7 protein-coding genes are annotated in these 12,498 nt (G+C 59.9%); all 7 read left to right on the top strand.

Going from position 1 to position 12,498, the window contains the following annotated elements; all coding sequences use genetic code 11:
* The first annotated feature begins 10 nt into the window (after positions 1 to 10).
* A complete protein-coding gene (gene leuD, locus DQN55_RS12850) occupies positions 11 to 655 on the top strand; it encodes a 3-isopropylmalate dehydratase small subunit (RefSeq protein WP_048382109.1) in 645 nt (214 codons plus the stop codon).
* Between the two features lie 27 nt (positions 656 to 682).
* Positions 683 to 1,450 (top strand): class I SAM-dependent methyltransferase, encoded by a 768-nt coding sequence (locus DQN55_RS12845; RefSeq protein ID WP_048382110.1) that lies wholly within the window; start codon positions 683 to 685, stop codon positions 1,448 to 1,450.
* A 61-nt stretch (positions 1,451 to 1,511) separates the two neighbouring features.
* Entirely contained in the window at positions 1,512 to 2,594 is a 1,083-nt protein-coding gene (gene leuB / locus DQN55_RS12840; RefSeq protein WP_048382111.1) for a 3-isopropylmalate dehydrogenase, read from the top strand.
* A gap of 68 nt (positions 2,595 to 2,662) precedes the next feature.
* Positions 2,663 to 3,775, top strand: a complete 1,113-nt coding sequence (asd, locus tag DQN55_RS12835) for an aspartate-semialdehyde dehydrogenase (protein WP_048382112.1) — start codon at positions 2,663 to 2,665, stop codon at positions 3,773 to 3,775.
* Positions 3,776 to 3,922: 147 nt separating this feature from the next.
* Positions 3,923 to 8,611 (top strand): dermonecrotic toxin domain-containing protein, encoded by a 4,689-nt coding sequence (locus DQN55_RS12830; RefSeq protein ID WP_048382113.1) that lies wholly within the window; start codon positions 3,923 to 3,925, stop codon positions 8,609 to 8,611.
* Positions 8,612 to 8,809: 198 nt separating this feature from the next.
* Complete coding sequence (locus tag DQN55_RS12825; protein WP_048382114.1) at positions 8,810 to 9,820, top strand: aspartate-semialdehyde dehydrogenase; 1,011 nt, start codon at positions 8,810 to 8,812, stop codon at positions 9,818 to 9,820.
* A 161-nt stretch (positions 9,821 to 9,981) separates the two neighbouring features.
* Positions 9,982 to 12,426 (top strand): motility hub landmark protein FimV, encoded by a 2,445-nt coding sequence (locus tag DQN55_RS12820; protein WP_048382115.1) that lies wholly within the window; start codon positions 9,982 to 9,984, stop codon positions 12,424 to 12,426.
* Positions 12,427 to 12,498: the final 72 nt, after the last annotated feature.

Here is a 12,498-nt window from a genome sequence, read left to right as displayed (position 1 = left end):
GGAGCGCAGCATGAAAGCTTTTACTCAGCACACTGGGCTTGTCGCGCCTTTGGACCGTGCCAACGTTGACACAGACCAGATCATTCCCAAGCAGTTCTTGAAGTCAATCAAGCGCACCGGTTTCGGGCCGAACCTGTTTGACGAGTGGCGCTATCTGGATGTGGGGCAGCCGTATCAGGACAACTCCAAGCGCCCGCTGAACAAGGATTTTGTGCTCAATGCCGAGCGCTATCAGGGTGCCAGCGTGTTGTTGGCCCGTGAGAACTTCGGTTGCGGCTCCAGCCGTGAACACGCGCCCTGGGCGCTCGAAGAGTACGGATTTCGCAGCATCATCGCGCCGAGCTATGCCGATATCTTCTTCAACAACAGCTTCAAGAATGGCCTGTTGCCGATCATTTTGAGCGACGCCGAGGTGGATGAGCTGTTTGCCCAGGTGGAAGCCGAGCCGGGTTACCAGCTCACGGTCGACCTTGAGGCCCAGACCGTGACACGTCCTGACGGCAAGGTGCTGAACTTTGAAATCGATGCGTTTCGCAAGCATTGCCTGCTCAATGGCCTGGACGATATCGGCCTGACCTTGCAGGACCATGAAGCGATTGCCACGTTCGAAAGCAAGCATCGCGCAAGCCAGCCATGGTTGTTTCGCGACGCATAAGCAGCCCGTCAGACAAAGGAAACCAGCATGACCAGCTCCGCGCGCCACACTCAGGTTGTACAAAAGCAATTCGGTGAGCAGGCCTCTGCCTATCTGAGCAGCACGGTGCATGCTCAGGGCGTGGAGTTCGATCTGCTGAAAGCCGAGCTGGCAGGCCAGCAGCAGGCGCGGGTGCTGGATCTGGGCTGTGGTGCCGGGCATGTCAGCTTTCACGTGGCTGCCCTGGTCAATGACGTGGTGGCCTATGACTTGTCGCAGGCCATGCTCGATGTGGTCAGTGCCGCCGCTGATGAACGTGGCCTGGGCAATATCCGTACGGTTCGGGGGGCTGCCGAGTGCCTGCCGTTTGCCGAGGGCGAGTTTGATTATGTGCTGAGCCGTTATTCGGCTCACCACTGGAGCGACCTGGGCCTCGCGTTGCGAGAAGTGCGTCGGGTACTCAAGCCCGGCGGTGTTGCCGCGTTTATCGACGTGACGTCACCGGGCAGCCCGTTGCTCGACACCTACCTGCAAAGTGTCGAAGTCCTGCGGGACACCAGCCATGTGCGCGATTACGCCACGGGCGAGTGGCTGCGCCAGGTCAGCGAGGCCGGCTTGCATACGCGCAGCACACAGCGCCAGCGTTTGCGTTTAGAGTTCAGCTCCTGGATCGAGCGCATGCGTACGCCGCCTGTCATGAGCGCAGCCATTCGTGAGCTGCAGCAGTCGATGGGGGCAGAAGTCCGCGATTACTTTGAAATTGAAGCCGATGGCTCGTTCAGCACTGATGTCGTGGTGCTGTGGTGTGAAAAATAACAGCTCGACCCCATTTTCGGATGCGCCTGCGGGGGCATCGACAGACAAGACAGAGGAACCCATGAGCAAGCAGATTCTGATTCTCCCAGGCGACGGTATTGGTCCGGAAATCATGGCCGAAGCGGTCAAGGTGCTGGAATTGGCCAACGACAAGTTCAACCTGAACTTCGAGCTGACCCATGACTTGATCGGTGGTGCAGCCATCGACCAGCATGGCGTGCCCCTGGCGGATGAAACCCTGGAGCGTGCCCGCGCCGCCGACGCGGTATTGCTCGGTGCTGTAGGTGGACCGAAGTGGGACAAGATCGAGCGTGACATTCGCCCGGAGCGCGGTCTGCTGAAAATTCGTGCGCAACTGGGCCTGTTCGGGAATCTGCGCCCGGCTATTCTGTATCCGCAACTGGCTGATGCTTCGAGCCTCAAACCGGAAATCGTTTCGGGGCTGGATATCCTGATCGTTCGTGAACTGACAGGCGGTATCTACTTCGGCGCACCACGCGGGACTCGCGAGTTGGAAAACGGCGAGCGCCAGGCGTATGACACGCTGCCCTACAGCGAAAGCGAAATCCGTCGCATCGCTCGTGTAGGCTTCGACATGGCCCGTGTGCGTGGTAAAAAGCTGTGCTCGGTAGACAAGGCCAACGTGCTGGCTTCCAGCCAGCTGTGGCGTGAAGTGGTCGAGCAGGTTGCCAAGGACTACCCGGACGTCGAGCTGAGCCACATGTACGTCGACAACGCCGCGATGCAACTGGTGCGTGCGCCTAAGCAGTTCGATGTGATCGTGACCGAGAACATGTTCGGCGATATCCTCTCCGATCAGGCTTCGATGCTCACCGGGTCTATTGGCATGCTGCCGTCGGCGTCCCTGGATACCCACAACAAGGGCATGTACGAGCCGTGCCACGGCTCGGCGCCGGACATCGCGGGGCAGGGTATTGCCAACCCGCTGGCGACCATCCTCTCGGTCTCGATGATGCTGCGCTACAGCTTCAATCAGAGCGCTGCGGCCGACGCCATCGAGCAGGCAGTAAGCCTGGTTCTGGACCAGGGATTGCGTACCGGTGATATCTGGTCGCAGGGCTGTACCCGTGTCGGTACACAGGAAATGGGCAATGCAGTAGTCGCGGCGCTGCAGAATCTGTAATCTCTCGGGCCCGTTACTTCCTGTTGGTGGAAGTAACGACCCCACTTTTTGTTAAAGGTGTAGTTGCGATGAAACGTGTAGGTCTGGTCGGTTGGCGCGGTATGGTCGGTTCCGTGCTCATGCAGCGGATGCTGGAAGAGCAGGATTTCGATCTTATCGAGCCGGTGTTTTTCACTACTTCCAATGTCGGTGGACAGGGTCCGTCAGTGGGCAAGGATATTGCCCCGCTCAAGGATGCTTACAACATTGAAGAGCTGAAAACCCTCGATGTGATCCTGACCTGCCAGGGCGGCGACTACACCAGCGAGGTGTTCCCCAAGCTGCGTGAAGCGGGCTGGCAAGGTTACTGGATCGATGCGGCGTCGAGCCTGCGCATGCAGGATGACGCGGTCATTATTCTGGACCCGGTCAACCGCAGGGTGATCGACCAGCAGCTGGATGCGGGCACCAAGAACTACATTGGTGGCAACTGCACCGTCAGCCTGATGCTGATGGGCCTCGGTGGCCTGTTTGAAGCGGGTCTGGTGGAGTGGATGAGCGCCATGACCTATCAGGCGGCATCGGGTGCCGGCGCCCAGAACATGCGCGAGCTGATCAAGCAAATGGGCGCGACCCATGCGGCAGTTGCAGATCAACTGGCGGATCCGGCCAGCGCCATCCTCGATATCGACCGTCGTGTGGCCGAAGCCATGCGCAGCGATGCCTACCCGACCGAGAACTTCGGCGTACCGCTGGCCGGCAGCCTGATCCCGTGGATCGACAAGGAACTGCCAAACGGCCAGAGCCGTGAAGAATGGAAGGCCCAGGCAGAAACCAACAAGGTATTGGGTCGCTTCAAGAACCCGATTCCGGTGGATGGCATCTGCGTGCGTATCGGTGCGATGCGTTGCCACAGCCAGGCATTGACCATCAAGCTGAACAAGGATGTGCCAATGGCTGATATCGAAGGGCTGATCAGCCAGCACAACCCGTGGGTCAAACTGGTGCCGAACCAGCGTGAAATCAGCATGCAAGAGCTGAGTCCGACCAAAGTGACGGGCACCCTGAATGTGCCGGTGGGACGTCTGCGCAAGCTGAACATGGGCTCGCAGTTCCTCGGTGCATTCACTGTAGGTGACCAGCTGTTGTGGGGCGCAGCTGAACCGTTGCGCCGCATGCTGCGGATCCTGCTGGAACGTTGATTCGCTGATGTATCGAAAAATCCCGCGCCTTGAATGAGGCGCGGGATTTTTTTTGCCCGGCATATTTAACTACCGCTCGATGTCGAGGATTCCTGGCGTAAATGCGCTACCGGTCATATGACCCACTGCGGTTTAAAAGGAATGCTCATGTCTGATCCGACCTCAACCTTGATACGAGTGCCTACGGTAAGCGCCGTCAGGGCACAGTTTGCCAGCCGTCCAACCCTGGAAAACGCTACCCGGCAAGCACTGGCATCAGCCATTGCCGAAAAATACCCCACACTGGTGATCGATGTGTCCCGCGTCCGGCTGGCCACGCCGGACTCGGACGGGACCTGGAGCTTGTCGCCATTGATGCCGCGGGTGCTGGATTACCTGGCCAGCGGTACGAAGCTGGACCTGCGTCCGCGTTTCAACCGGTCTTTCTACCTGTCCAGCGAAACCGGTGACTGGCTGGCTCCTGCCGACGGCAGTGTGGACATGCAGGTCATTGAAGCACTGATCGAAGAATTGCCCTGGCGCTTGCCCATCGTCCTGCAGAGTGCCTTGAGTGATTACTGGAGTGAAGCGTCGGATGCCGGCGTCAGCCGTTGGCGCTGGTTCAGCGATGTGCTCAAGGACACGCTGAGCATCTGCGCTGTTCGCCAGCAGGATCTAGGGGGCGGGGCACGGGAAATGATCGACCAGATCACCCAGTGCCCCGAACGCGCCGAACGCATGCGCCGCTACAGCGTTGATGCAACCTTTGCCTATTGCCTTGAAACCACGTTGGGCGGCAAGGGCGTGTCCAGTACCCGCTTGAGTACGACACTGGTGCTTGCCAGGGCAAAACAGGTTCTGCTGTGTCAGCCAGACGGCCAGATCAGGTCTTTCCCTTTTCTGGATGAAGCCATGCGCTATGAGACGCAGCGCATCAGCCAGAAATTCGCACTCGAGCAGATTGTCATCAGGCGTTACGAACCCGACGGCAACCTCTTCGATACCCTGGCTGCAATCATTCTTGACCGGCAGCTGGAGCGCCTGGGTACCCTTCAACTGCCCGCCCGTGTCGGGTTGCCAGCCTTGCAAGCGGTGTACACGGAGTTGACCGATCCTGCGCAGGCGCTACTCGATGCTCCTCAGGTCAGCGCGCAAGTGCTCGATACGCTCAGGGCGGCGGTGCCCGACTGGCTACAGCAGGCTCCGCTCGCCGATCAGGCCAGCTACCGGCGCTACAGCCTTGAGTTGGCCCTGGCGAAAAAAAGCAGCCGGGGCCAGACCTTCCTCTCCGGTATTGCAGATATCCACCAATTCACCGTCGAAGCCCTGACACGGCAGATGCAGCAGGATCAGGCGCGACTGGAGACGCACCTGCTGGAGCACATACCCGGCGCGATGTACCACCCGGACGATATTGAACTGACGTTCCAGAGCGTCATCGGCTCACCCGGCAGGTTCGGCAATCCAAGCCCGGTCGGCATCGTCGAGCGGGTGAGCATGAGCCTGACGGAGCTGGCGCTGAAAAACCTGTCGGGCAGGCCGCAGGGGCATATGACCCTGCGCCATCGCCTCGGTCTGGCCCTGCCGGCCTGGCTGACCCCGGAATACATCACGCGCCGCGGTGGCTTGATCGAACAGGTCGATATCGGTCGGGTATACCCGCAGCAGCTGCAGACAATGCTGCTGGGCGATACGCCGGATGCGCTCAGGCGCGAACAGTTTTTTTCCGATCAGGTCAGTGTGCAGTTGCCCTTGCAGGCACTGGAATTCAGCCTCAAGGGTGAAAACGGCCTGACCCCGCTTGGCGCGCGCTACGTCGCCGCACTGATGCATCCTGAAGCGCAAGGACGCGAGGTTGAGGGTGTGCCAGTCGTCATTCGCCATTTGGCCCTGCTGCGCAAGCCCGATGCGCGTGCGGACGTGGTCAGCAACATGTTTGTGATTGAACCGGCAGACCAGACTGTCGGGCCTCACCTGTTGTATCGCCCGCTGTATTCCCCCTCGCTGCACGAATTCAGTTCCCGCGCAGCATTACTGGATGCCATTGCCACGCCAGGGGCGTTGCAAACCAGCGTGTTGATCTGGTTGAGCGACCTCGCTCGGCCCATTTATGCCAATGGTGGTTTTCAAGAGCCGCATTACGTACGTTTTGGTCAGGGCAGCGATTTCTCTACGCTGGAAGCACCGCTGCCAGCCAGCCTGGCCATTGACGGTAGCAGCGATGAGTTATTGCAGTCGCTGCAGTACGGCAAGTTGCTGGAATACCTCTACGGCAGCAACGCCCGGGCCCTGGTAGATCAGGCGAACAGGGAGTCCGTGTCCAACAGTGAAAGCCGCTGGGAGGTCCTGCTCGAAGGGGGAGGCCTGATTTTCAATACCTTGTTGCTGCCCGTCCTGCGGGGGCCGGCAATGCTCACAGGCTGGTTGCTCAGTCTGATAGCGTCTGCCGTGCGGGACATTCCGGCTCTGCACAGCACTGACCCGATCCAGCGAGAACTGGCCATGGTCGACCTGCTGCTCAACCTGGGCATGCTGTTGTTTCAAATGGCGCCGGGCGGGCATGGGGCGGCCTTGCCATTGGATCGCGGTGTCAGGGAGCAGGTGGTGCGTAGCCGGGTGTCTGAACGTGTCACCGAACAATGGCCGGTTCCTCCATCACCGAGCGTCATTGACGGGACCGTTGCCCTGGCAGGTGAATTGCCCCGGCCGGAAGCCACCACCCTGGATTTCAGCTTTGTCAGTGCCCGCCAGCGACTGACCCCAAGCCAGCGCACCAGGTTGTCACGTCTTCAGGTACAGCCTTCCGGAGCTTTGCCCGCGCCGTCACCTGACGGGATCTACCTCATGAACCAGAAGCGGCATGTCCAGGTGGAGGGCAATCTGTACCGGGTTGAAAGTGAAGAGGGTGGAGGACTTGTGATCGTCGACCCGAATGACATCAATCTCCGCGGTCCCGGTCTGCAGTGGGCAAACGGTCAATGGACGCTGGACTTGGGGTTGCGTCTGAGAGGGGGCATGCCGCCCAAGCGACTGGCCGCCCTGCGCCAGCAAAAAGCGGAGCGTAAACACCAGCTGCAAGTCGAGTATGACCAGTTCCTTGCGCAGCAGGTGACACAGCAGCAAGAGATCGACATTGCACAATCGGTCATGGAGCGTGCCGCTGAAGACCCTAGGTTCACTGCCGAACAACGTGCCACTTTCCGGCAGCGGTTCGACAACCTCCTGCAGAAACAGACGGCCGTTTACCAGCAGTTGCTGGAGAGTCATCAAGAGCGTACCGAGCTGCAGATCCCGATTCCCGTTGCGACGCGGGCGATTTTGATGGAAAACCTGATCAACAATGTACGCAAATTGGTGGTCATCTCGGAGCTGGATCGCAAGGCTCACTATGAAAAAGGGGCCTCTTTCAACGGTCGCGGTCCAGAGCTTGAAAAAGCCATCGCGGCCCATCACGAGCAATACCCGGAGTACGTCAAGGAACTGGTAGAAATCAATGAGCGCTCCATCCATTGGCTGGAGGTGAAGGATCGCTGGCTCGCGGAGTTGTTTGAGCTGGGTGAAGCGGGGGGCGAGCGCTATGCGCGCCTGACCAGCGACCGTCCGGTCGAAGAAATGAGTGCGCTGTGCGTCAAGGGCATGCAGCTGCATGCAATCGTCTTGCCTTGCATCAAGGTGTGGGAGCGGACGCTGCCGGAGAGCCTGAATGCCTTGCTTGAACCCATGCAAGAACAGGTGCGCACGCACACCGATCTCGATGCGCTGGATTTTACGACCAGCGAACGGCTGGAGGTATTGAGCAGTCTGGTGGAGCGCTACGGTCGGGTGCTGGATGCCTTGCAGGGTATTGCCATCGTCAATGTCGACGAGCTGGACCACGCCTACTTCAACCGGCTGCTCAAGCTGGTGGAGGATCTGTACCAGAATGTGGCCCGGCAACTGGAGGTGGCAATGAAACCTGCTGTCGAAACCCGCAGGCACGCCCCCAGGCGGACACCGCATCCCGTCGGCGCACCGCACAAGCGTGTGATCAGGACCCGTCACCGCGGCAGATTGATCGGCCAGACGCGATTGCCAACCAGAGACTGGCCGCTCGAAGTGGTCGAAATCCGCTCTGAATACAACAACGAATTGCTGGCTACGTACTCAAGGCATGGAGACGTATGGGATGAAGTTCAAGGCCTCAAGCCCGACGAGGTTCGCCCGCCCGCGCGCCCGCTCGACCAGATCAAGGGCGAGGCGCGCAAGCTTTTCAGTCAGCTCGACAATCATGTGAAGCGGGCTGACAGTTACAGCAAGATTTCCAGATACCCCCAAGAGCTGGAAGAGGTGCTCGCTCACGAGGCGGAGCGCCTGGAACATATGGCGACGGAACTTGAACAGGCGATCCAGGCTACCGCGCATAGCTCACGTCAGGAAGCTGATCTGGCACTGGTGAGCGACATGCGTGCGGGTGCTGCCCGTCTGGCCGGCAAGGGGCGTGAACTGCGGACCCAGGCCAGCCTGGACTTGCCCCCTACCCATGGCAACCTGCAGCATTTGCTCGAACATGATCTGGTGCAAATTGCCCGCTTGGGCGAGCGTATAGCCCTGCGCGGAGAACGTCGCGATTTCATTCAGGAGTACGCCGTGAACCACAAGGGCGGCGCGCCCCTGTGGTATGCCCATTTTCATTACACGGCGGCTGACACGCCCAAGCAGAACTACACGGTGGCGCACCTGAAAACCGCTGCTCAACGCAAGCAGAGCTACTACACGCTGCTGTCCGACGCTCAAAGCTCGCAAGCAGCTGTCAACGTTCACCGCGGGCAGATCGGCAAGGGCCTGGCGCAACGCTGGTTCTTGCCGTTGGCGCCCTGATTCAGCAGCATGAGGGCGAACCAGGCTCGCCCTCATGTTTGAGCGGCAGGTAGCGTCAGGTTGAATCCGGCGCTGCAGATCGCCCCTCCAGCCATTACGCAATCACCGTCAAGGCTGCGTCTTGCATGCCGCTTAAATTGCCTGACTCTTCTCGGACGGTTAAAGTGCGCCTCCCCACGTTTCGCCTGAGGTAGATCCATGAGCCAGTCCTTTGATATCGCCGTCGTCGGCGCCACCGGCACTGTCGGCGAAACCCTTGTACAAATACTCGAAGAGCGCAGTTTTCCGGTGGCTGACTTGCACTTGCTGGCCAGCAGTGAATCCGCCGGGCATTCGGTGCCTTTTCGAGGCAAAAACGTAAGAGTGCGTGAAGTCGACGAATTCGATTTCAGCAAGGTCAAGCTGGTGTTCTTCGCGGCAGGTCCTGCCGTTACCTTGAGTTTTGCATCCAAGGCCAGCTCTGCCGGTTGCGCAATAATCGACTTGTCGGGTGCGTTGCCGGCGGGCCAGGCACCGCAGATCGTGCCTGAAGCCAATGCACAGGTGTTGGCAGGCTTGGAAAAACCGATTCAGGTCAGCAGCCCGAGCCCGTCAGCCACGGCTCTGGCAGTTGTACTCGCGCCATTGCGTGGTGTGCTGGATATTCAGCGGGTCAATGTGACCGCATGTCTGGCGGTGTCTGCCCAGGGCCGTGAAGCAGTGTCCGAACTGGCGCGTCAAACCGCCGAACTGTTGAACTTGCGCCCGTTGGAGTCCACGTTCTTTGACCGGCAGATGGCGTTCAATCTGCTGGCTCAGGTCGGCAAGCCTGATGCACAGGGTCACGTGCCTCTGGAAAAACGCCTGGTGACCGAATTGCGCCAGTTGCTGGGAATGCCAGCATTGAAAGTATCGGTGACCTGCATTCAAGCGCCGGTATTTTTTGGCGATAGCTTTAGTGTGTCACTGCAACTGGCGGCACCGGTGGATCTGGCTGCAGTCAATGCAGCGCTCGAAGCGGGCGACAGTATCGAACTGGTGGAGGCGGGCGATTATCCGACTGCGGTCGGTGATGCTGTGGGTCAGGACGTGGTGTATGTCGGCCGTGTTCGTCAGGGAGTGGACGACGCTTCTGAACTTAATCTGTGGCTGGCGTCAGATAACGTACGCAAAGGGGCCGCACTGAACGCCGTTCAACTGGCTGAGTTGTTGATAAAAGACCAGCTGTAAAAGATACTTGGCGTCAATTTGCAGAATGGTTCTAGGCTGCTGTCGGGGCTTAAAAGTGTAACAGGGCAAAATACCTGGCCTTCAATACAGCAGGTACCTGCCTTCAGGCAGCAGCCACACAGGTCTCGGGGGACGGGACTTGCACCAAAAAGGAAGAGGCTATGGTTCAGGTTCGCAAATTAGTGTTAGCAATAGCCGCCGCATCGGCGCTTTCGTCCGGCCTGGCACAGGCGCTTGGGCTCGGTGAGCTGACCCTTAAGTCGACTCAGAACCAGCCACTGCTGGCTGAAATCGAGTTGCTGGATGTCAAGGACCTGACCGCCGCTGAAGTGGTGCCGAGCCTCGCACCGGAGCCAGAATTCGCCAAGGCCGGGGTGCCACGCCCAGCGTTCCTTGATGATCTGCGCTTTACTCCGGTGATCAACGCCGATGGCAAGAGTGTGCTGCGCGTCACCTCCAGCCAGCCGTTGTCCGAACCTTTCGTCAAATTCCTGGTGCAGGTCATGTGGCCAAGCGGGCGTCTGCTGCGTGACTACAGCGTACTGCTCGATCCGGCCAAGTTTTCGCCCCAGACCGCTGCGGCGGCTTCGGCTTCGGCCGCTTCCTCGGCAGCCTCTACGCACACCACCACGGCGCGTGACACGCTGTGGGAAATTGCCGCCAAGGCGCGCAACGGTGGCTCGGTCCAGCAGACCATGCTGGCGATTCAAGCGCTTAATCCCGATGCCTTTATCAACGGCAACATCAATCGTTTGAAAACCGGTCAGGTATTGCGCTTGCCGGATGCCACGCAAAGCGCCCAGTTGCCCCAGGCTAAAGCTATCGCCGAGGTCGCTTCGCAGAATGCCGACTGGCGCAGCGGTCGTCGCACGGTGCCACTGGCCCAGCAGTTGGACGCTACCGGTCGTGCAGCGGAGGCTGCTCCCGCAGTGGCCAGGCCGGCAACGGATGGCCTGAGCCTGGTGTCAGGCCAGGCAGCCAAGGCCTCCGCTGAGGGGGCGGCCGGGGACGCGAAGAATTTGAGTGACAAGCTGTCGATGGCCCAGGAAGGACTGGATTCCAGTCGTCGAGAAAATGCCGAGCTGCAAAGCCGGATGAATGATTTGCAAAGCCAGCTGGATAAGCTGCAACGCTTGATCGAGTTGAAAAACGATCAGTTGGCCAAGCTGCAGGCTGATGGCGCAACGGCTGCTGACCCGGCGGTGTCGATCCCGGCCCAGTTGGCCGGACAGGCGCCGGATGCGCCTGAAGCCGATATTGCCCCGGCGGCGGAGGGTGTGCCGGCGACGGCAGTGCCACCATCTCCGGCGCAGGACGAGGAGGGTGCGAGGAGCGCCGAGCAACAACTTCAGGATTTGCTGGGTAGTCCGCTGTTTTGGGGGCTGGTCGGTGGTGCTGCTGTATTGCTGCTGCTTTTGTTGTTGCTACTGGTGCGCCGTCGCAAAGCGCTGCAAGCGGCAGAGCGGCATGCGCGAATGGCGCGGGAGCTCGAAGATGAGACCGGTTTTCCGGAAGATCTCGACCTGCCGCAAAGCAGCTTCGAGGGGCTTGAAGTGCCGGCGCCGACCGTCAAGCTCGAACCTGCACCTGCACCTGCACCTGCACCTGCACCTGCACCTGCAGCGGTTGCTGCACCGGTGGTGGCGACAGCGGTTGCCGTTGCAGCCCCTGCAGCGGTGTCGCTGGTCAAAACACCGGCAGATGCCCTGATTCAGGCCGAGCACTTGATCGAGCAGGGCCAGTTCAATGAGGCGTCCGAGTTGCTCAAGGCTGCTATCGAGCAAGCGCCTCAGCGCAGTGACCTGCGTCTGAAGTTGATGCAAGTCCATGGTGAGCTGGGGGAGCGTGAGGCCTTTATTGGCCAGGAGCGCCAGTTGGTCGCCAACGGCAAGAACTTCGCCGAAGTCGAGCAGCTTAAAAGCCGTTATCCTTCCATGGCAGCCGCCGCTACCGGGATTGCTACTGCAGCCGTTGCCGCTCAGCTGGAGGCGCAGTTCGTCAAGGACATGCTGCGTGACGAGTCGCCGGCAAAACCTTACACCGATAAATTCGATCACGACTTCGACCTGAGTCTTGATGAGCTGGAGTCGGTGTCGCCTGCCGAGTTGTCCTCCAGTCCGGCGTCCGCCCCATCGACGACCGACAATGCCCAGAGCTTCGAAGCCGTCCTCAAACAACAGGCCGAAGCCGAAGCCGCGGGCGAAGACCCGTCGACATTCGATCTCGACCAGCCGGCAGACTTCGATTTGTCACTGGCCGACAAGGAGGTGCCACCTGCGGCAGCACCCGACAGCTTTTCTATCGAGCTGGAGAAGGTGAATGCCGAGCTGCGACGCCTGTCGAAAAGCTTCGAGCAGCCGCCGATCGCCCAACCCTTTGCCGATACGGCCAGGTTTGACGCCGACGATGCGGTGGAGCAAGGTGATGAACCTGAGTTCGACTACCTGGCGGGGAGCGATGAAGCCGCCACCAAGCTTGACCTGGCCCAGGCCTACATCGACATGGGTGACAGTGATGGCGCCCGGGACATCCTGGCTGAAGTCATGGCCGAGGGTAATCCGGAGCAACAGGCTGAAGCCCGGGAAATGCTGGCCCGCCTGAATTAGAAAGGACGCGTAGCCTCCAGCGGCAGCCATCAGGGCTGCCGTTGTCGTTTGTGGGGATTGCTGCTTGCGGGT

Origin of the sequence: Pseudomonas taetrolens, assembly GCF_900475285.1 — a bacterium.
Taxonomy (GTDB): Bacteria; Pseudomonadota; Gammaproteobacteria; order Pseudomonadales; family Pseudomonadaceae; genus Aquipseudomonas; species Aquipseudomonas taetrolens.
The sequence above is the reverse complement of the archived record's forward strand: the minus strand, read 5'-3'. Positions and strand labels throughout refer to the sequence as shown.

Excerpts from the sequence above, each read along its gene's own strand:
- leuD (WP_048382109.1), top strand. The coding sequence starts at position 11 with ATGAAAGCTTTTACTCAGCACACTGGGCTTGTCGCGCCTTTGGACCGT.
- DQN55_RS12845 (WP_048382110.1), top strand. The coding sequence starts at position 683 with ATGACCAGCTCCGCGCGCCACACTCAGGTTGTACAAAAGCAATTCGGT.
- leuB (WP_048382111.1), top strand. The coding sequence starts at position 1,512 with ATGAGCAAGCAGATTCTGATTCTCCCAGGCGACGGTATTGGTCCGGAA.
- asd (WP_048382112.1), top strand. The coding sequence starts at position 2,663 with ATGAAACGTGTAGGTCTGGTCGGTTGGCGCGGTATGGTCGGTTCCGTG.
- DQN55_RS12830 (WP_048382113.1), top strand. The coding sequence starts at position 3,923 with ATGTCTGATCCGACCTCAACCTTGATACGAGTGCCTACGGTAAGCGCC.
- DQN55_RS12825 (WP_048382114.1), top strand. The coding sequence starts at position 8,810 with ATGAGCCAGTCCTTTGATATCGCCGTCGTCGGCGCCACCGGCACTGTC.
- DQN55_RS12820 (WP_048382115.1), top strand. The coding sequence starts at position 9,982 with ATGGTTCAGGTTCGCAAATTAGTGTTAGCAATAGCCGCCGCATCGGCG.